Raw genomic sequence first — 19,666 nt, 5'->3', positions numbered from 1 at the left:
TGTGGTGATTTCATTTTATAAACTATCAATATTTGCTATGAAAGTACTAATTGCTACCGACAAACCGTTTGCCAAAGTGGCTGTAGACGGTATTCGTAAAGAGATTGAAGCTGCCGGATTTGAACTGGCTTTACTCGAAAAATATACTGAAAAGGCTCAATTGCTGGATGCTGTGAAAGATGCCAATGCCATCATTATACGTAGTGACATTATTGATGCTGAGGTTCTGGATGCTGCCAAGGAACTGAAAATAGTGGTTCGTGCCGGCGCCGGATATGATAACGTTGATCTGGAAGCTGCAACTGCTCACCAAGTTTGTGTGATGAATACGCCCGGACAGAATGCTAATGCTGTGGCCGAACTTGCTTTGGGTATGATGGTCTATGCTGTGCGTAACTTCTACAACGGAACTTCGGGAACGGAACTGATGGGTAAAAAACTGGGTATTCATGCTTATGGAAATGTAGGTCGCAATGTGGCCCGCATAGCCAGAGGTTTTGGTATGGAGATTTACGCATACGATGCTTTTTGCCCTAAAGAAGTGATGGAGAGCGAAGGGGTGATAGTTTGTGACTCTGCCGATGAACTTTATAAGGCTTGTGATGTTGTTTCTTTGCACATTCCGGCAACTGCCGAAACAAAGAACTCCATCAACTATGCATTGCTCAATGGCATGCCTAAAGGTGGATTGCTGGTAAACACAGCGCGCAAAGAGGTAATCAACGAAGCTGAAGTGCTGAAACTGATGGCCGACAGACCCGACTTCAAGTATGTTACTGACATTATGCCGGCTGCTCATGCAGAGTTTGCAGAAAAGTTTGCCGGTCGTTATTTTGCTACTCCGAAGAAAATGGGTGCGCAGACTGCCGAAGCAAATATCAATGCCGGAATTGCTGCTGCCAAACAAATTGTTGGCTTCCTGAAAGATGGATGCGAGAAGTTCAGAGTAAACAAATAATATTAATGAATAGAATTTATGGCAATAATAAAACCTTTTAAGGGTATTCGTCCGCCTCAGAACCTGGTGGAGCAAGTAGCATCGCGCCCTTACGACGTGTTAAACTCAGAAGAAGCCCGTGAAGAGGCTGCCGGAAACGAAAAATCTCTTTATCACATTATCAAGCCGGAAATTGATTTTCCGCAGGGCACCGACGAGCACGATGACTGTGTGTATGCCAAAGCCGCAGAGAATTTCCAATTATTCCAGGACAAAGGATGGTTGGTACAGGACGAAAAGGAATTGTACTACATCTATGCACAAACCATGAATGGCAAAACGCAGTATGGTTTGGTGGTTGGTGCTTACGTGCCCGACTATATGAATGGAATCATCAAAAAGCACGAACTAACCCGTCGCGACAAGGAGGAAGACCGCATGAAGCATGTTCGTGTGAACAATGCTAACATTGAGCCGGTATTCTTTGCCTATCCCGATAATGCAACGTTGGATGCCTTGGTGAAGAAATATACTGTTCAGGAGCCTGTTTATGATTTCATTGCTCCGGGCGATGGATTTGGACATACATTCTGGATTATTGATGATGCAAGTGACATTGCTACCGTAACGAAGGAATTTGCTGCCATGCCGGCGTTATATATTGCCGATGGCCATCACCGTTCGGCAGCTGCTGCGTTGGTGGGTGCCGAGAAAGCTAAACAGAACCCCAATCACCGTGGTGATGAGGAGTACAACTACTTCATGGCAGTGTGTTTCCCGGCCAATCAGTTGACCATTATCGACTACAACCGCGTGGTGAAGGATCTTAACGGGCTTTCAGCTGCTGAGTTTCTTGCTGCTCTCGAAAAGAGTTTTGTTGTAGAAGAGAAAGGTGCTGATATTTACAAGCCCAATGAGTTGCATAACTTCAGCTTGTATCTGGAGGGCAAATGGTACAGTTTGACTGCTAAACCGGGTACGTATGATGACAATGACCCGATTGGTGTATTGGATGTTACCATCTCTTCCAACCTCATTCTGGATGAGATTCTGGGCATCAAGGACTTGCGCTCTGATAAACGAATTGATTTTGTAGGTGGCATCCGTGGCTTAGGCGAACTGAGCAAACGTGTTGACAGCGGAGAAATGAAAGTGGCATTGGCTCTCTATCCTGTTTCCATGAAACAGCTCATGGACATTGCCGATACCGGTAATATTATGCCTCCCAAAACTACTTGGTTTGAACCCAAATTGCGTTCGGGCCTTGTGATTCACAAATTGGTATAAGCCGTAGCGTTCATGCTGTAGCGCGTGAGGCGTATGCTAACCATGAACAAATGACGCTTCTGCGTCTTAATAATAAGCACTATAGGGGCTGTCTGCAAAAGCGGGCAGCCCTTTTTAGTTATATGTAATGACTTTTTTTGTAACTTTGCGCCATGGTTCAAGATACTTATAAAACAATAGCCGATGTATCCGAAGGGTTGTACACTGAGAAGAGAAGCAAATTCATTGCTGTGGCCCTTCCGGTGAAAACCGTAGAAGAGATAAAAGAGCATTTGGAAGTGTATCAAAAGAAGTACTACGATGCTCGCCACGTGTGCTATGCGTACATGCTGGGACACGAACGCAAAGACTTTCGTGCCAATGACAACGGAGAACCATCGGGTACTGCGGGCAAACCCATTTTGGGGCAGATTAACTCGAACGAGCTGACGGATATTCTGGTGATTGTGGTGCGTTATTTTGGTGGTATCAAGTTGGGAACCAGTGGACTTATTGTGGCTTATAAAGCTGCCGCTGCCGAAGCAATTGCTGCTGCTACCATTCTGGAGAAAACCGTCGACGACGAGGTTACGGTGCTTTTTGAATACCCCTTCATTAATGATGTAATGCGCATTGTGAAGGAAGAAGAACCCGAAATTGTAGACCAGTTGTATGACATGGATTGCCGCATGACGCTTCGTATTCGCCGTTCGTGCATGCCCCGCTTACGCGAGCGCTTGTTGAAAGTTGAAACGGCTCGTTTGGCCGACCAAGATTAGTCAATTAAATATTATATATCAGATAAGATGGCATTTGAAGCAACAAAAAAAGAGTGGAGTGAGTTGTATACGTTTTTCCGCTTGCTGGCAACCGGTGTGGTACACATGGGTACTCCGCAGGGGAAAAAAGACGATGAAAAGAAGTTGAGCATTGCAATGATTCAACGCGAAGAGCACAATGGCACCCGTCGCTATTACCTAGAAGGAGAGGAAGTACATGTGGTGGGTGAAGAGATGGATGCTCGTTTCCCAAGAGAGGATTTTGCCACTGTGGCCGATCTTATTTTGGATGCGATAAAGACATCGCCCGATGATGAAGTGGCTTCACCCGATGGAGTAGAGGAGTTTCTCGATGCTGTTTCTATCTTTGACCTGGAAGCAAAAACAGAAGATCGCACAGACTTTTCTATTGCTTTCTGGCATGCCGATGCACCGCTTACGGGGCTTGTGGTACGCTCGCGCATCGGACGGATGAATCCGTTACTCGACGGTGGGCGCACGGCCAACTTGAAGTTTGAGCAAACAGGTATTAAATTTGCAACGCCCACTGTGAGCAAAGTCAATGCACTGGAATCTGCCAATGAAGTGGCCGACCGCATGATGCTGATTGACCGTTTGGGTGGAGTGCTGAAGTATGCCGATGTAGCCGACAAGGTATTTCGCAGCAATCTCCTGATGATTGACCTGCATTTTCCACGTTTGCTGGCAGAGATGCTTCGTGTGATGCAGCTCGACGGAATTACTCGTGTTTCCGAACTGACCGAGGCTATGAACTCCATCAATCCATTAAAGATAAAGGAGGAACTCATCACCAAGCACCATTATTATGAGTTCAAGATGAAGCAGTTCTTGTTGGCTTTGGCTTTGGGTATGCGCCCTGCCAAGATTTACAACGGAACCGACTCGGCTGTGGAGGGAATGCTTTTGGTTAGTGGCAACGGCGAAGTACTGTGCTACCACAAATCAGATAAAGCAGTATTCGAAGACTTTCTTTTCCTCAATACCCGCTTCGAGAAAGGAGCGGTTGAGAAAGATAAATACGGTTTCCTGGAGCGTGAAAACGGAGTGTACTACTTTAAACTAAATGCCAAAATTGGTTTGGTGAAACGCTAAACGCCTGGAGTATATAGCCAACAAGTACTGAGGTATATAGCTCATTGAAACCGGCTATATACCTCAGTGCCTATAGGCTATATAGGTGAGGACAGTTCGTCTATATAGCTCATAACTGTGACACTCCGTAGAGCGTAGGCAGTAATTTTCGATCGCCCAGCGTATTATCTACTCTTGCCACGTTTATCCAGAATTTATTGTTGCGCACACTTTCAGTGGGGTAAACAGCCTTTTGCCGTACGTAACTGTGCTCCCAATTATCGGCTACCGCTTCGTATTCAGGGTGTGGAGCGTTGATCAGCACATTATCTTCCTTGCTGGCCGTGCCGTTTTTCACCTCCTCAATTTCTTGCCAGATGCTCAACATTACCTCTACGAAATTATCTAATTCGGCCAGACTCTCACTTTCGGTCGGTTCAATCATCAGCGTGCCGTGCACAGGGAACGAAAGGGTAGGTGCATGGTATCCGTAATCCATCAGTCGCTTGGCCATATCGTTTTCAGTGATGCCAGTTTCCTGATGTATGTTACGGCATTCCAAAATCATTTCGTGTCCCACAAAACCAGTTGCCCCACGGTAAACAATGCCATAAGTGTCTCGCAAACAAGCAGCCAAGTAATTAGCGTTCAGAATAGCATCACGCGTAGCAGCCGTTAGTCCGGCTGCCCCCATCATGCGGATGTAGCCGTAAGTAACAGGTAAGATTCCTGCACTGCCATAAGGCGAAGCTGCTACCGTATGCAGTGGTAAATCATTTACACCGGCATGCACATCATCTGCTTCGTGGAGCACGTTGGCGGTGCTATTATCAGCAAAGTGCGGATGCGAGGGTAAGAACGGCACCAGATGAGCAGCCACGCAAATAGGGCCGGCACCCGGACCACCACCACCGTGAGGAATGCAGAATGTTTTATGTAAATTGAGGTGACACACATCGGCACCGATAAAGCCCGGGTTAGTCAGTCCGACCTGCGCATTCATATTGGCACCATCCATGTAAACCTGAGCCCCACAACTGTGAATGAGCTCGCATATTTCACGAATAGAAGTTTCGAATATGCCGTGTGTTGAAGGGTAGGTAATCATCAATGCAGCCAGTTCATTGCGGTTGGCTTCGGCTTTGTTGCGCAGATCGCCCATGTCGACATTTCCCTGCTCATCGCACGCACAAATCACAACGTTGAAGCCTGCCTGCACCGCCGATGCCGGATTGGTACCGTGTGCCGATGCCGGAATAAGTACTTTGTCGCGATGTCCCTGACCGATGCTTGTCAGGAAAGAACGAATCACCATGAGTCCGGTATATTCGCCCGCAGCACCCGAGTTTGGTTGGAAACTTACCCCTGCAAAGCCCGTAATGCGCTGCAAATACTGCCCCAGATTTTGAATCATTTCTAAATACCCCTGCGCTTGATCTGCCGGAACCAGCGGATGCATTCCACCAAATTCGGGACGGCTCAGCGGAAGCATCTCCGATGCTGCATTCAGCTTCATGGTGCACGAACCCAGCGAAATCATAGAGTGCGCCAACGAAATATCTTTGCGGTCCAACCGCTTGATGTAGCGCATCATTTCCGTTTCCGTGTGATACGACCGGAACACCGGGTGCATCAGGAAACTGCTTTTTCTTTGCAATGTGTCAGGGATAACACAGGCTTCACTAACAGGCTGAATGCTTTCTGAAGTTCGGTTGGCAGCGATGGCAAATACACTTATCAATGTTTTCAGCGCACAGACATCAGTTGTTTCATCGATGCTGACCCCTACATCACCGTTGTCAAAGTAGCGCAAATTGACCTCCTTGCTCAGCGCCACGCTTTGAAGATGCTGCGTGGAAACCTCTTGAGGAAGAGCTATGCGCAGCGTATCAAAATAAGCCTTGTTGAACTGGTTGTAGCCCAGAGCCTGCAATGCTTTATCAAGAAAAACCGTTGTAGCGTGAATTTTCCGGGCTATGCTTTTAATGCCTTCCTCACCATGATACACCGTATAAAATCCGGCCATGGTGGCCAGTAAGGCTTGTGCCGTGCAGATGTTTGAAGTAGCCTTCTCGCGCTTGATGTGCTGCTCACGCGTTTGCAACGCCATGCGGAAACAAGGTTTACCGTACTTATCTTTTGACCACCCAATGATTCGTCCCGGTACGTTGCGTTTGTATTCATCGCGCGTAGCAAAGTAAGCAGCCGAGGGTCCGCCATAGAACAAGGGCACGCCCAGTCGCTGTGTGCTGCCAAATACCACATCCGCATCCCATTCGCCCGGAGGAGTGAGTAGCGCCAAACTCAGTATATCGGCTGCTACAGCCACCTTGCAGTTGGCTGCATGTGCTTGGGCTGTTAACTCCCGATAATCCTCCACACTACCGTCGGCGTTAGGATACTGTATCACACAGGCAAATACATCGGGCGTAAATTCAAAAGAAGTGTACTGACCAACCCGTAGCTCAATGCCCTGAGGCAACGCCCGTGTTTGCATAACCGCCAGCGTTTGCGGAAAAATCTTTTCGTCGACCAACACCACGTTGGCATTGTTCTTTTGCTGATCACGTGGTCTAAGTCCGTGCATCATCGTTACCGCTTCGGCAGCAGCAGTCGCTTCGTCGAGCAGCGAACTGTTGGCCAGCGGCATACCTGTAAGGTCGCACACAGCCGTTTGAAAATTCATCAGTGCCTCGAGCCGCCCTTGCGAAATCTCAGCCTGATAAGGTGTATACGAAGTGTACCACACGGGGTTCTCAAATACATTGCGCTGAATGACGGCCGGCGTAATGGTGTTGTACCATCCCATACCGATGTAGGTAGCATATAACTTATTTTTAGCTGCCAGTTCTGCCATGTGTTTACCGTAAGCATATTCCGTGAGCGGTTCCGGTAACTCAATGGGTTCTTTGAGACGAATGTCAGCCGGAATAACCTGATTAATCAGCTCATCCAGCGAGTGCACACCTATCTTTTCAAGCATCTTTTTCACATCGCTCTCATCGGGACCGATGTGACGATTGCACAATGTATTTGTTTCCATGATATTTAAGGTTTTAGTTTGATTGCATTATCTGAAAAACGGATTCTCCACTTTCTCTATGCCAATGGTAGTAGGAGCACCATGCCCGGGGTAAACAATGGTTTCGTTGGGCAAAACGAACAGTCGGCTACAGATGTGTTCACGCAGATCATCGAAATTCCCGCCTGCGAGGTCGGCCCTGCCTATGCTGCCTTGAAACAGAACATCACCGGAAAACATGCAGTTATCTCCCTTGCTGTAGAATACCAAACTGCCCGGTGAGTGACCCGGCACGTGAATGGCCTCCAATTGAGTATTACCAAAGCTGATGAAGTCACCATCGTGCAGATACTTACCTAGTGGAACCGGTTCTTCCTTCAATTCAAAGCCAAACATGCGCGATTGTTTCGCGGCATTTTCCAGCCAGAATTCGTCAATCTGACAAGCCTCGGCTTTCAATCCGAACTCTTTCAGCATAAACGGGTTACCGAAGATGTGATCCAGATGCAGGTGTGTGTTGAGCAAATGTTTCACGGTAAGCTTATTGGAGAGGATAAATGTTTTGAGAGCCTGCTTTTCTTCTTCGTAATAGCATCCCGGATCAATGACTACTGCTTCGTAAGTTTCATCCCACACCACGTAGCAATTTACCGGGAACATATTAAATTCAAATCTTTTTATTTTCATCTTGTTCACTTTAAAATGATGCGGAGCGCCAAGGCGCATCCGCTTTACTCAGTATGATACGGCTTACACCGTTACGTAAACCACTTTCTTGGTTTTAAAGAACTCTTCTTCGAATTCATCGCTCAGGTTGTGCATAACCGTTTTGTGTTTAAAAGGCATGGCTTCGTGCTCCAGCTCACCGCCTTTCAGACAAATTAAACCGTTTGGCAGGGCGTTTTGTTGCTTCACCGATATGTTTTTTTTGATTATTTTAATCAGATCGGCAAGTGGCATCACAGCCCGGCTCACTACAAAATCAAACGTTTGCTTCTCTTCCTCGGCCCTTGCATGTCTGAAAGTAACATTTTTCAGGCCAATGGCACTAGCCACCTCTGTAGCCACCCGCACCTTTTTGCCGATACTGTCAACCAAGTGAAAGTGCACTTCGGGAAACAAGATAGCCAACGGTATGCCCGGAAAACCACCGCCCGTACCCAAATCCATGATGCGAGATCCGGCACGGAACTGTATGACGCGTGCAATACCCAGCGAGTGTAACACGTGGTGCTCATACAAGTTTTCAATGTCTTTGCGTGAGATAACGTTGATTTTTGCATTCCATTCCGTGTATAAATCATACAAGGCTGCAAACTGTTTTTTTTGTTCCTCTGTAATGTCGGGAAAATATTTCAATATAATATCCATGAAAATAATCGTGGTTTTATCTATTAATTTTTAAGTTCGTTGATGATCATATTATCTTTTGCCAAGATGTGCTCCATCATTTGGTAAGGAAGTTTAATGTTCACTTCACCCATGGCATAAGGTGTAAATTCATACACGTTGAAATGAAATACAATACCGTCTGGCTCCAGATAGAAATTATCCGTAGCCACCAAATCGCCGGTCGATCCATATCCTATATCTTCCAATTCCTCGCGAGTAGTCATTTTATTATCGGCCATCAGCTGATTCCACAGCAAATCGGTGAGCAACTCCTGATATTCGCCAACAAATACATCATTCAACTTAATAGGTCGAAGGGTAGCCAGGTTGATGTTCAGGTAAGTGGTTGTGTACATGCCGTGAGCACCGCCCGTATATTCGTTGTAGTTAATCCGGTAGGTAAGCAAATTGCTTTTGTAGTGCTGCACGTGTCCTTCAATGCTCTTATAATAAGAATACCACGGAGTAACCTCATCATCGTGCTTTTTCTGGTCTTCCAGATACATGGGTTCCAGATCTTTGCGGTAATCGGCCACATAGTTTTCGCTGAACTGCTTGATAACTTGCGGTGTGGGTAGTCCCACATACTTATCGCCAAAACATGCGGCTACGAAATAAGAGTTCAAGCTGTCTTTGAGTCGGTTGTCGGTTGCCTTCACCGGATAGGTATACTTAATAACTAAATTACAAGCCGGTTTGGCCGAGTCGGCAAACAAATGTTCTGTTTGGTTAATTGATATACTATCAAATTCCAACCCGCCTGTGTTTTTATCCATCTTGTTACCACACGAAAATAAAATGCCGCCAACAGAAAGTATAACGGCCAGCTGCATTACATATTGTTTTTTTATCATGGCAAATGCTTTTAAATTACATTTTAAGTGGCTTATAAAGCCTTGTCTATACGCACAAATATAGAACATATTAACGAATCGGGCACATAAAAACATAAAATTTAATATCTTCTTATACACTTAATAAGCTATCTTTGCAAAAAGCATGAAAAGACTCCGTTACATAATCGCTTGTTTGCTCTCCGTACTCATTATCTATGTGGGAGCGGGTGTGGCAGTGATGCATTATTGTTGCAATCGCTGTGAGTCTTCTCATGTAGAATCTCACCAACACGGAGACATGCCCTGTGAGGTGCAACATGCACAGCATGCTACTGCATCCTCTTGCGGATCTTGTTCTGTGCAGGAAACACAGCCTTCTTGCTGTACTTCCGCTTCGGTGAAACACCAATCTGTTGCCACTCACGGCGAACAGTTGTCTCACAGCAAAGGCTGTACGGTAAGCATCTACAAACTCGACTTGGTAAAATACTCTTTCGAGTCGGTTATTACCGTACCGGTTATAAACCTTCTGTGCCAGGAATTACCCGATTTGATGGTGTCCGTTCCGCGGATGGAAGACGCGGCTCATCACTACACGGATACCTCGCCGCCTGCCGTAGGCTCCCGGCAATATCTAGCTCTTTACTCTACCTTACTTATTTAGTCGTTCGTTATCGGTTCTTCGATGAATGAGCCGAACTCGTAGTGCCGATTTTGCACATCGGTAACCCTTGCTGTTTGTAACTCAACGGCAAGCTATTCTATTTATTAAATAACGAACGAATATCAAGTATGAAATACATCTATCTTATGCTGTTCATGATGACAGCTAATTTCACATACGCACAAGTACGCGGAACTGTAAAAGACAAACAAGGCGAACCCATTCCCGGTGCCAACGTGTTCTGGATGGGAACCACCTCGGGTGTAACCAGCTCTGCCGAAGGACGCTTTAGCATTGAGAAGCCTGCCAAGAGCCACATGCTGGTGGTTAGTTTCATTGGCTTTGTGAATGACACCATTCACGTGGAAAAGAAAAACGCTTCTATTGATGTGGTGCTCAATGAAGGAGTAGAGTTGAGTGAAGTCAACGTGGTTAGCCGCAAGTTGGGTACCATGAAGATGCGTAACAGTGTGATGAATCAGGAAATGATTAGCAGCACAGAACTCTTTCGTGCGGCATGCTGCAACTTGGGAGAAAGCTTTGTGACCAACCCATCGGTCGACGTGAGCTACTCGGACGCGGCAACAGGGGCCAAGCAGATAAGACTCTTGGGACTGTCGGGTACCTACGTGCAGATGCTTACTGAAAACATACCCAACTATCGTGGAGCTGCCGCGCCTTATGCACTGGGCTATGTACCCGGACCGTGGATGCAGAGCATTCAGGTATCCAAAGGAACATCTTCCGTTAAGAACGGCTATGAGGCTATTACCGGACAAATAAACGTTGAGTTCAAGAAACCGCAAACTCCTGAAGCTGATATTTTAACGGCCAACCTTTATGCCGACTCTGATAGTCGCTACGAAGCCAATGCCGATGTACTGGCAAAGATCAACAAGAACTGGAGCACTATGTTGCTGATGCACTATGAAAACCAAACGAAGTCGCACGACTCCAACAACGACGGTTTTCTGGACTTACCCAAAGTGGAGCAATATAATTTCCATAACCGCTGGGCATACTTTAACAGTCGCTACGAATTTCAAGTGGGTATTAAAGCGCTCAGTGAAGACCGTAACAGCGGACAAACCCTTCACGGTGGTAACATGTCAATGACGGATGACCTATATAAAATAGGTATAAAAACCAACCGTTACGAAGCCTACATGAAGAATGCTTATTTGCTTAACCCAGAGACCAATGCCAATGTGGCGTTGATGTTATCGGCTAGTCTGCACAACCAGGATGCCGCCTACGGTCGCAAGCTTTACGATGTGGACCAAAGCAACTTCTATGCTTCGTTGATGTACGAAACCAATTTGGGGAAAAGACACAGCTTGTCAACCGGACTGAGCTTTAACTATGACTCTTTTGACCAGAATTACCGTTTAACGAATCAGACTGATTTGCCCCGCACATCACGTTTTGTGAAGGAAGCCGTACCGGGTGCTTATGCACAGTATACCTATAACCTCGATGATAAGCTCGTTGTGATGGGTGGTTTGCGTGGCGACTACAGCAGCGAATACGGTTTCTTTGTCACCCCGCGTGCCCACATCAAGTACAACCCCAACGAGATAGTACATTTCCGCTTGTCGGCCGGTAAAGGCTACCGTACCAATCATGTATTGGCGGAAAATAACTATCTGCTGGCAAGCAGTCGCCAAGTGACGATTGCCAATAACTTAGATCAGGAAGAAGCATGGAACTATGGTGCCAGTGTCTCCACATACATTCCTTTGTTTGGCAAAACGTTGAATGTGAATACGGAATACTATTACACCGACTTCCGCAACCAAGTGGTGGTTGACATGGATAGCAATCCCCATGAAATAGCCTTTACGAACCTCGACGGAAAGTCGTACTCCAAGGCATTTCAGGTCGAAGCTTCGTATCCTTTCTTTGAAGGATTTACATTGCTGGCTGCCTACCGTTTAACGGATGCCAAAACCACGTACAACGGTCAATTGCTTGAGAAACCACTGACCAGTAAGTACAAAGGATTGATTACCGCTTCTTACCAAACACCGCTAGGCATCTGGCAGTTTGACACCACCTTGCAACTCAATGGAGGCGGAAGAATGCCCAATCCTTATGCGTTGGCCGACGGATCCTCATCGTGGAGCAGCCGATACGGTTCCTTTGAACAGTTAAGTGCTCAGATAACCCGTTATTTCCGGGGATGGTCGCTTTACGTAGGAGCGGAAAACCTGACCAATTTCAAACAAAAAAATCCCATTATAGCAGCTACCGAACCTTGGGGGGACAACTTTGACTCAACCATGATTTGGGGGCCTGTGCATGGAGCTAAATATTATGTAGGAGTAAGATTAAATTTAAGCAAATGATGAAAACAAAAAGAATGATGGCGGCTTTGGCCGTAGTACTGCTCAGCGCAGTAAGTGTGTACGCAAAAGATATTCGTACAGCTATTTTCAAGGTTACACAAATGGAGTGTGAAAACTGTGAACGCAAGGTGAAGAACAACATCAAGTTCGAAAAAGGACTGAAGAAGTTTACCACTGACCTGAAAGAACGTACGGTAACCATTACCTACGATGCCGAGAAAACGAACATTGAGAAAATCAAGGAAGGCTTCCGTAAGTTTGATTACGAAGCCGAACTGGTAAAAGAGACAAAAGAGGCCGATAAGAAATAAAGCCTTTTTCCCTCTGCGGATTTATTGATGTAAATCTCGTCTTTGGTTTTTGAATAACCTGACAGACAGTGTGCTTACACACTGCCTGCCGGGTTATTTGAACAATAAACCGTACCACTTGTTTACTCCTATAATACGACATATCCTAAATCACATATTCAAATGAGCAAAATAGAAAAAAAAACATTCCCGGTGCTTAACATGCATTGCGCGGGATGTGCTACCAATGTAGAACGCACTATCAAAAAACTTCCCGGTATATCCGATGCTTCAGTCAACCTGGCTGCCAATACGCTTTCTGTAGCTTATGAGAACGATAAACTGACTCCCGGTGAAATGCGGGCAGCCGTACTTGCTGCCGGTTACGACCTCATTGTGGAAGAAGAAAACAAACAGGAACGCCAACAAGAAGAGCAGCAAAAACACTACCAGAGTTTGAAAAAACGCGTAATCGGAGCATGGATCTTTTCTGTTCCGATGCTTCTGCTTGCTATGGTATTTATGCACTTGCCTTATGCCAATGTATTAATGTTAGTGCTATCCGTGCCAGTGCTGGTCCTTTTCGGCAGATCTTTCTATGTAAATGCATGGAAACAAGCCAAGTTGGGACGCAGCAATATGGATACGTTGGTGGCACTGAGTACAGCCATTGCTTTTCTTTTCAGTCTGTTCAACACCTTCTTTCCTGAGTTTTGGTATAACCGCGGACTGGAACCTCATGTGTATTATGAAGCCGCTACGGTCATTATAGCCTTTGTGCTCACGGGCAAATTAATGGAAGAACGTGCAAAAGGTAACACGTCTGCCGCCATACGCAAACTCATGGGTTTACAACCCAAAACAGCCCGGGTGTTGCGCAACGGAAAAGAAGAGGAAGTAACCATTGCCGAACTTCAGGTAAATGACCTGGTAGTGGTGCGTCCCGGAGAGCAGATTCCCGTTGACGGAATACTGACCGATGGCGACTCTTTTGTCGATGAAAGCATGATAAGTGGTGAACCCGTGCCGGTTGAAAAGAAAACAGATGATAAAGTGCTGGCAGGAACCATTAATCAAAAAGGTTCTTTTGTTATTAAAGCCTTGCAAGTAGGCAAACATACGGTACTTGCCCGCATCATCAGTATGGTGCAAGAAGCACAGGGAAGCAAAGCACCCGTGCAACGCATTGTTGACCAGATAACCGGTATTTTTGTTCCGGTTGTATTGGGCATTTCCTTGCTTACATTCATTGGATGGTTACTGATAGCCGGTCCCGATTATTTCTCCCATGCCATGTTGTCGGCCGTTTCCGTGCTGGTCATTGCTTGTCCTTGTGCACTGGGACTGGCAACTCCAACAGCTTTGATGGTGGGTATCGGTAAAGCAGCCGATTACCATATCTTGATAAAAGATGCCGTTGCATTGGAGCAAATGCGCAAGGTTGATGTGGTGGTGCTCGATAAGACCGGAACACTGACCGAAGGACATCCCACCGTTTCGACTTCCTTGTGGGAGCGTCCCGAAGAGGAGCATTTCAAAGATGTATTGCTGGCAGCCGAATTGAAGTCGGAGCATCCACTAGCCGAAGCCATTGTAGCCGAGTTGCAGGAATCGGGCATTGAACCTGCCGCCATAGAAGGTTTCAAGAGCATTACCGGAAAAGGAATTCAGGTGGTTTATAACGAACAAGTTTACTGGGCGGGCAGCCACAAACTACTGAAAGACTTTAGTGCAGGTATTTCGGATACCATGGCAGGTATGCTGGTGCAATATCAATCGGCCGGAAACAGTATTGTTTACTTTGGTCGCGAACATGAATTGCTGGCTGTTATTGCCATCACCGACCAGATTAAGGCCACTTCTGTGGAAGCCGTTAAAGAGTTGAAACGCCAAGGTGTGGAAATTTGCATGCTTACCGGTGATGGCGAGCGTACAGCATCGGCTGTGGCACGCAAACTGGGCATCACTCGTTTTATGGCCGATGCGTTGCCCGACGACAAAGAACTATTTGTGCGCGAACTGCAATTACAGGGTAAAAAAGTGGCTATGGTGGGCGACGGTATCAACGATTCACAAGCACTTGCCCGTGCCGATGTAAGTATTGCTATGGGTAAAGGAACCGATATTGCCATGGATGTAGCGATGGTAACTCTTATGACTTCAGACTTATTGTTGCTCCCCAAAGCTTTATCACTCTCTAAACAAACAGTGCGCCTCATACATCAAAATTTGTTTTGGGCATTCATCTACAACCTGATAGGTATTCCTATTGCGGCCGGATTGTTGTTCCCCGTGAACGGACTGTTGCTGAACCCCATGCTAGCTAGTGCTGCAATGGCTTTCTCAAGCGTGTCGGTCATGATTCATTCCATTAGCTTTGGTAAATACGCACTGAAGTAATCAACTACAAGTAACTAAAAAACGAGGCTGCCTTCCCTGCGGATGACAGCCTCGTTGTGCAAAATGAAAAGTAATTGTTATTGTGCTCTCAGAAAAGCCTGCTATGATTTATTTCTTCAATAGAACTTTTTCAATGGCTTCTTTAAAAGACGCTTTTGGCATAGCACCTTGAGCCATTTGCGGTTCGCCATCCATGGGGATAAACAATAGGGTAGGGATGCTTCTGATACCGAAAGCGGCAGCCAGTTCTTGTTCTTCCTCCGTGTCAACTTTATAAATGTATATCTGATCTCCATATTCGGCAGCTAACTCTTCCAATATGGGAGCAATCGTTTTGCACGGTCCGCACCACGAAGCATAGAAATCAACGATAGCGGGTTTATCGCCCAAATACTTCCACTCGTTAGGAGTTGTTTCATAATTGGCTACTTTAGTCAGGAAATCACTTTTACTTAGATGAATTGTTTTCATTTTATTTTCAGTTTTATTAGTTGCTTTTTCAGTCTCTTTCTGTTTTCCGTTACATGATGAAACAACCAGGCTCATCATAACAGCTGCAAGAATTATTTTCTTCATTGGTTCTCAGGGTTATATGAATAATTATTGTTTTTTGCTTTTATCTTTATCTTTTTGAAAGATGCTTAGTAACAATCCGCCCATTACTGCACCCCAAACGGTACTCATGAATGGCGATGATGTAATGGGGCAAGTGCCACTGGTGCATCCTACGTAAAGCCAGTAAAAGTAACCTCCGATGGCCCCTGCTACTGCTCCGATAATAAACAGTATGTTTTTGCCGATGATTTTCTTAAGTTGTTCCATAATGTATCTTGTTCTAATTTTCCCTTATAACAAGTTTCCTTTGGAAAATGATTAAGATATTAGCATTAATTAATACTTTTCATCCTTAAAACACGTATTCCTGTCCATGTTTTATTGCCGGCAAGTTGTCTGCTAAGGGCTAACTTCTCAACTACAACCTTTTTTTGTTTGGAAGAAGCATGCAACAAATGAAGCTGATCTTTAATGTAAATAGCGATTCCCAGGTGACTAATGTCCAGACCCGGCGTATTGGTGGTAATAGCTATGATATCACCGTTCTTAATCCACGGTAACCCTTGGGCGGGTAACATGTTCTTGGGTACCCAGTGAACTTGCTGACCCGATAAGCGTTGTTCAATGGATGCCATTTCGGCAACTCTTTCGGGTGAGGAGTTCAGCTGTTTGTATAATTCCGGGTGAGATGACATGAACGATAGGTTCACTGTTTGAGTAGACGGACTGTATTGTGCCGTTACATCTTCAATCAGTCCTTTTTGAACGTTATCATTAATCCAATCCGTCATGTAATGCAAACGAGAGGTATATCCGTTAATCTGACCGTTACGGTAACGAATGTTCTGCAGGTTCTTCATAAAATCGGCCTCACTCATTTGTTCGCCTTGTGTGGGACAAAGAGCCATGGCCAGTACATTTTCGACGAACGTTGTGCAGTCAACCTCATCACAGTTAACGACTAGTTCTTCTTCACTGTTTCCCTCGAGCGTATAAGCTACGTAAGGAGTGTTCAATAACTTCAATCCGTTGCTCAGCATCGGGTTGGATTCCTGCGCTCCTACTTCCGGCAAAGCCAGAAGTAGCGCACATGATAAAAGAGATGTCATCTTTTTCATAGTGTACCTATTTTAATGTCTATAATTTCACGCCGTCACGCAACCACTTCTCCAATTCATCTGTCCATTGACGCTTGTAGGTAAAGTTGTCTCTGAATCCCCATCCGTGTCCTCCGGTTGGATAAATGTGCATGGTGGCCGGAACATTGTGTTTCAGTAAAGCCAAGTAGTAGTTGATACTGTTTTGAGGCAACACAGCCTTGTCATCCGATGACAAAGCAATAAATGCCTGCGGAGTTTGCGCATTTACTTGCAACTCGTTGGAATACTTGGCAATTAAATCAGCTGAAGGATTTTTGGTGATCAGATTCTCTCTGGAGCCGGCATGCGTGAAGTTTGCATCCATTGTGATTACCGGATATAGAAGAATTTGAAAATCGGGACGAGTTTCTTTACTTGTGTAATGCGTAGCCAGTGTAGAAGCCAAGTGCCCGCCTGCCGATGCTCCCATGATACCTACCTTAGCCGGATTGATATTCCACTCCGCAGCATGTTGTCTCACCAAGCGGATGGCTTGTTCAACATCCGAGAAAGGAACCTCGTTGTGTCCGTTGGGCATTCTGTATTTCAAAACAACATACGTAATTCCCTGCGTGTTGAACCACGGAGCCATGTCGTGTCCTTCATGGTTCATGGCCAAACGGGCGTAACCGCCACCGGGACACATAATCACAGCCATTCCGTTGGGATGCTCTGCCCGGTAAACAGTAATACCGGGATTCTTGATGTTGCTTACTCTTCCGTTATCCATTTCTTGTTCGTCGCCCTTCAGCTCATTGCTGTTGGGTGCGCCATTGGGCCATAAAGGCAGTTCAATAGGCTTTTGTGCGCATAAGCTCGTTGTCATGATCAATAGAGCTGTTACTAGAATTGTTTTCATATATTGATGATTAAGTTATTTCTTCATGGCCGACTTGATGAAGTAGAGTATCAACAGAGCATAAGCGCCCAATGCCAGTACTTCTGACCAAGTGTTTTGCAACCATTGCTCCTGAACCAAGTTGATTCCGCCAAAACGCATGGCAGCACTAACCACTCCCATCAGGGCACCACCGGCAATGAATCCGGATGCAAGCAACGTTCCTTTTTCGCCACGGGCTGTATTAATGCTTTCGTCTTTACTACGTGTAGTGACGTACCAATTGATGGCTCCACCTACAACTAGGGGCACGTTAAGTTCCAGAGGGATGAACATTCCCAATGCAAAAGCCAATGCCGGTATTTTGAAGAATGTAAGTACAATGGCAAGCAAGGCACCTACGCCGTAGAGTAACCAGGGAGCACCTACGCCGTTCATCAACGGTTCAATGACAGCTGCCATGGCATTGGCCTGCGGAGCAGCGAGTTGTCCGCTTGTAAATCCGTATGTTTTATTCAGAATAATCATAACTCCACCCACTGTGGCGGCAGATACTAATGTGCCCAAAAACTTCCAAGTTTGCTGTTTGGCAGGCGTGCTACCCAACCAATAACCAATCTTCAGGTCGGTAATGAATCCGCCTGCCATGGATAGAGCCGTACAAACAACGCCTCCCATCACCAAAGCCGCTACCATTCCGCCGGGGCCTTTCAGTCCTACAGCAACCATAACGACCGATGCCAAAATAAGAGTCATCAGTGTCATTCCCGATACCGGATTGGTTCCAACAATCGCAATGGCGTTAGCCGCAACCGTTGTAAACAGGAATGCAATTCCGGCTACCAATAAGATACCAACTACGGTATAAAGCAAGTTGCCTTGCATGACATCAAAGAAGAAGAAAAGGAAAATCAATACCAATGTAAGTAAAGAACCAATGGCAATGATTTTCATAGAAAGATCACGTTGAGTTCGAGTTGTTTCTTCGTCGACAACCGGTTTGCCTTTCATCTCTTTGGCAGCTAGTCCCACAGCACCTTTTATAATTCCCCAAGAACGAATGATACCAATTACACCGGCCATGGCAATACCACCAATACCAATGCTTTTAGCATAATGTTTAAAAATCTCTTCGGGTAACATGCTGCCAACCGTTGCTGTTATTTCAGGATTCCACATGTTGAGAACACTATCGCCCCAAATGAGAGACATGCCGGGAATGATGATCCACCACACAGCCAGCGAACCTGCACAAATAATAGATGCATATTTCAAGCCGACAATGTAACCCAATCCCATAACGGCAGCTCCGGTATTGACTTTAAAAACCAGTTTGGCTTTATCGGCCAGCATTTCGCCGAAACCGCAAACACGCGTGGTGAAGTTCTCGTTCCACCAGCCGAACGTAGCCACAATGAAATCGTAAAGACCTCCTACGATACCCGCCATCAGAAGAGGTTTGGCCTGATTGCCGCCTTTCTCACCCGATACAAGCACCTGCGTGGTGGCTGTTGCTTCGGGAAAAGGATATTTACCGTGCATGTCTTTTACAAAGTATTTGCGGAAAGGAATGAGGAAGAGTATTCCCAATATACCTCCCAATAAGGAACTGATAAAGACCTGAGTAAAGGTGATGGTAATTTCTTCCGGATATGTTTCTTGTAAGATGTACAGTGCAGGCAATGTGAAAATGGCTCCCGCCACAATAACGCCCGAACTGGCACCGATTGATTGAATAATCACGTTTTCGCCTAACGCATTCTTTCTTTTGGCTGCGCCCGATACGCCTACCGCAATAATGGCAATGGGGATGGCTGCTTCAAAAACCTGTCCCACTTTTAACCCAAGGTAGGCAGCAGCGGCCGAAAATAATACAGCCATGCCGATTCCCCATAAAACAGACCATAAGTTAACTTCTGCATAGTTTTTATGAGGACTCATCAAGGGTTGATATTCTTCCTCGGGTTTCAGCTCCCGAAACGCATTTTCGGGTAGTCCTACAGGCTTCTCTTCTTCGTGTTTCATACTCTCTAAATTTGCTAATAATTAGGGTGATTAAATAAATTGCGTATATCTATTTGATAAAGCGTTTCAAAGTAAACAAAAAA

The 19,666-nt window shown here is 45.8% G+C and carries 17 protein-coding genes; 8 read left to right on the top strand and 9 right to left on the bottom strand.

Annotated features, from left to right (window positions below):
- Window positions 1-37: 37 nt before the first annotated feature.
- From C511_RS0114315 to C511_RS0114300, 4 genes are all read left to right on the top strand, one after another.
- Entirely contained in the window at window positions 38-958 is a 921-nt protein-coding gene (locus C511_RS0114315; protein WP_024995680.1) for an NAD(P)-dependent oxidoreductase, read from the top strand.
- A gap of 18 nt (window positions 959-976) precedes the next feature.
- Window positions 977-2,224, top strand: a complete 1,248-nt coding sequence (locus C511_RS0114310; RefSeq protein WP_024995679.1) for a DUF1015 domain-containing protein — start codon at window positions 977-979, stop codon at window positions 2,222-2,224.
- A 152-nt stretch (window positions 2,225-2,376) separates the two neighbouring features.
- On the top strand, window positions 2,377-2,982 hold the full coding sequence (locus C511_RS0114305) for an IMPACT family protein (protein WP_024995678.1): 606 nt from the start codon (window positions 2,377-2,379) through the stop codon (window positions 2,980-2,982).
- Window positions 2,983-3,009: 27 nt separating this feature from the next.
- A complete protein-coding gene (locus tag C511_RS0114300; protein WP_024995677.1) occupies window positions 3,010-4,095 on the top strand; it encodes an HpaII family restriction endonuclease in 1,086 nt (361 codons plus the stop codon).
- A 109-nt stretch (window positions 4,096-4,204) separates the two neighbouring features.
- Here C511_RS0114300 and gcvP read toward each other — a convergent pair whose 3' ends face one another.
- The 4 genes from gcvP to C511_RS0114280 all read right to left on the bottom strand — a co-directional run bounded on the left by gcvP (window position 4,205) and on the right by C511_RS0114280 (window position 9,339).
- Entirely contained in the window at window positions 4,205-7,117 is a 2,913-nt protein-coding gene (gene gcvP / locus C511_RS0114295; RefSeq protein WP_024995676.1) for an aminomethyl-transferring glycine dehydrogenase, read from the bottom strand.
- 27 nt (window positions 7,118-7,144) lie between these two features.
- The gene (locus C511_RS0114290) at window positions 7,145-7,783 is read right to left on the bottom strand and encodes an MBL fold metallo-hydrolase (protein WP_024995675.1); all 639 of its coding nucleotides are present in this window, start codon (window positions 7,781-7,783) and stop codon (window positions 7,145-7,147) included.
- Between the two features lie 63 nt (window positions 7,784-7,846).
- Window positions 7,847-8,467 carry a 16S rRNA (guanine(527)-N(7))-methyltransferase RsmG gene (gene rsmG, locus C511_RS0114285; RefSeq protein ID WP_024995674.1) on the bottom strand — a complete coding sequence of 207 codons (621 nt, stop codon included), beginning with the start codon at window positions 8,465-8,467 and terminating at the stop codon, window positions 7,847-7,849.
- Window positions 8,468-8,490: 23 nt separating this feature from the next.
- Window positions 8,491-9,339, bottom strand: a complete 849-nt coding sequence (locus tag C511_RS0114280) for a DUF3298 and DUF4163 domain-containing protein (protein WP_024995673.1) — start codon at window positions 9,337-9,339, stop codon at window positions 8,491-8,493.
- 148 nt (window positions 9,340-9,487) lie between these two features.
- Between C511_RS0114280 and C511_RS0114275 the strand changes: the two genes are divergently transcribed.
- The 4 genes from C511_RS0114275 (at window position 9,488) to C511_RS0114260 (ending at window position 15,026) form a co-directional block, all read left to right on the top strand.
- Window positions 9,488-9,988 carry a hypothetical protein gene (locus C511_RS0114275; RefSeq protein WP_024995672.1) on the top strand — a complete coding sequence of 167 codons (501 nt, stop codon included), beginning with the start codon at window positions 9,488-9,490 and terminating at the stop codon, window positions 9,986-9,988.
- Between the two features lie 128 nt (window positions 9,989-10,116).
- Window positions 10,117-12,336 carry a TonB-dependent receptor gene (locus C511_RS0114270; RefSeq protein ID WP_024995671.1) on the top strand — a complete coding sequence of 740 codons (2,220 nt, stop codon included), beginning with the start codon at window positions 10,117-10,119 and terminating at the stop codon, window positions 12,334-12,336.
- Window positions 12,336-12,647: a heavy-metal-associated domain-containing protein gene (locus C511_RS0114265; protein WP_024995670.1), complete on the top strand. Its 312-nt coding sequence runs from the start codon at window positions 12,336-12,338 to the stop codon at window positions 12,645-12,647. The genes C511_RS0114270 and C511_RS0114265 overlap by 1 nt, the downstream gene beginning before the upstream one ends.
- A 162-nt stretch (window positions 12,648-12,809) precedes the next feature.
- Window positions 12,810-15,026: a heavy metal translocating P-type ATPase gene (locus C511_RS0114260; RefSeq protein WP_024995669.1), complete on the top strand. Its 2,217-nt coding sequence runs from the start codon at window positions 12,810-12,812 to the stop codon at window positions 15,024-15,026.
- Between the two features lie 108 nt (window positions 15,027-15,134).
- Here the strand turns inward: C511_RS0114260 and trxA are convergent, their stop codons facing one another.
- The 5 genes from trxA to C511_RS0114235 form a co-directional block, all read right to left on the bottom strand.
- The gene (trxA, locus tag C511_RS0114255; RefSeq protein WP_024995668.1) at window positions 15,135-15,602 is read right to left on the bottom strand and encodes a thioredoxin; all 468 of its coding nucleotides are present in this window, start codon (window positions 15,600-15,602) and stop codon (window positions 15,135-15,137) included.
- A 24-nt stretch (window positions 15,603-15,626) separates the two neighbouring features.
- Entirely contained in the window at window positions 15,627-15,848 is a 222-nt protein-coding gene (locus C511_RS0114250; protein WP_024995667.1) for a DUF6132 family protein, read from the bottom strand.
- A 65-nt stretch (window positions 15,849-15,913) separates the two neighbouring features.
- Window positions 15,914-16,699, bottom strand: coding sequence for an N-acetylmuramoyl-L-alanine amidase-like domain-containing protein (locus tag C511_RS0114245; RefSeq protein WP_024995666.1), 786 nt, complete (start codon window positions 16,697-16,699; stop codon window positions 15,914-15,916).
- Between the two features lie 19 nt (window positions 16,700-16,718).
- Complete coding sequence (locus C511_RS0114240) at window positions 16,719-17,579, bottom strand: alpha/beta hydrolase (protein ID WP_027318317.1); 861 nt, start codon at window positions 17,577-17,579, stop codon at window positions 16,719-16,721.
- Window positions 17,580-17,594: 15 nt separating this feature from the next.
- Window positions 17,595-19,583: an OPT family oligopeptide transporter gene (locus C511_RS0114235; protein WP_027318316.1), complete on the bottom strand. Its 1,989-nt coding sequence runs from the start codon at window positions 19,581-19,583 to the stop codon at window positions 17,595-17,597.
- Between the last annotated feature and the right edge of the window lie 83 nt (window positions 19,584-19,666).

This window comes from Bacteroides graminisolvens DSM 19988 = JCM 15093 (assembly GCF_000428125.1).
GTDB classification, from domain to species: Bacteria; Bacteroidota; Bacteroidia; order Bacteroidales; family Bacteroidaceae; genus Bacteroides; species Bacteroides graminisolvens.
The sequence above is the reverse complement of the archived record's forward strand: the minus strand, read 5'-3'. Positions and strand labels throughout refer to the sequence as shown.

Bases quoted from the DNA above. Each gene is read 5' to 3' on its own strand.
- C511_RS0114315 (WP_024995680.1), top strand. From the start codon at position 38: ATGAAAGTACTAATTGCTACCGACAAACCGTTTGCCAAAGTGGCTGTA.
- C511_RS0114310 (WP_024995679.1), top strand. From the start codon at position 977: ATGGCAATAATAAAACCTTTTAAGGGTATTCGTCCGCCTCAGAACCTG.
- C511_RS0114305 (WP_024995678.1), top strand. From the start codon at position 2,377: ATGGTTCAAGATACTTATAAAACAATAGCCGATGTATCCGAAGGGTTG.
- C511_RS0114300 (WP_024995677.1), top strand. From the start codon at position 3,010: ATGGCATTTGAAGCAACAAAAAAAGAGTGGAGTGAGTTGTATACGTTT.
- gcvP (WP_024995676.1), bottom strand. From the start codon at position 7,117: ATGGAAACAAATACATTGTGCAATCGTCACATCGGTCCCGATGAGAGC.
- C511_RS0114290 (WP_024995675.1), bottom strand. From the start codon at position 7,783: ATGAAAATAAAAAGATTTGAATTTAATATGTTCCCGGTAAATTGCTAC.
- rsmG (WP_024995674.1), bottom strand. From the start codon at position 8,467: ATGGATATTATATTGAAATATTTTCCCGACATTACAGAGGAACAAAAA.
- C511_RS0114275 (WP_024995672.1), top strand. From the start codon at position 9,488: ATGAAAAGACTCCGTTACATAATCGCTTGTTTGCTCTCCGTACTCATT.
- C511_RS0114270 (WP_024995671.1), top strand. From the start codon at position 10,117: ATGAAATACATCTATCTTATGCTGTTCATGATGACAGCTAATTTCACA.
- C511_RS0114265 (WP_024995670.1), top strand. From the start codon at position 12,336: ATGAAAACAAAAAGAATGATGGCGGCTTTGGCCGTAGTACTGCTCAGC.
- C511_RS0114260 (WP_024995669.1), top strand. From the start codon at position 12,810: ATGAGCAAAATAGAAAAAAAAACATTCCCGGTGCTTAACATGCATTGC.
- trxA (WP_024995668.1), bottom strand. From the start codon at position 15,602: ATGAAGAAAATAATTCTTGCAGCTGTTATGATGAGCCTGGTTGTTTCA.
- C511_RS0114250 (WP_024995667.1), bottom strand. From the start codon at position 15,848: ATGGAACAACTTAAGAAAATCATCGGCAAAAACATACTGTTTATTATC.
- C511_RS0114245 (WP_024995666.1), bottom strand. From the start codon at position 16,699: ATGAAAAAGATGACATCTCTTTTATCATGTGCGCTACTTCTGGCTTTG.
- C511_RS0114240 (WP_027318317.1), bottom strand. From the start codon at position 17,579: ATGAAAACAATTCTAGTAACAGCTCTATTGATCATGACAACGAGCTTA.
- C511_RS0114235 (WP_027318316.1), bottom strand. From the start codon at position 19,583: ATGAAACACGAAGAAGAGAAGCCTGTAGGACTACCCGAAAATGCGTTT.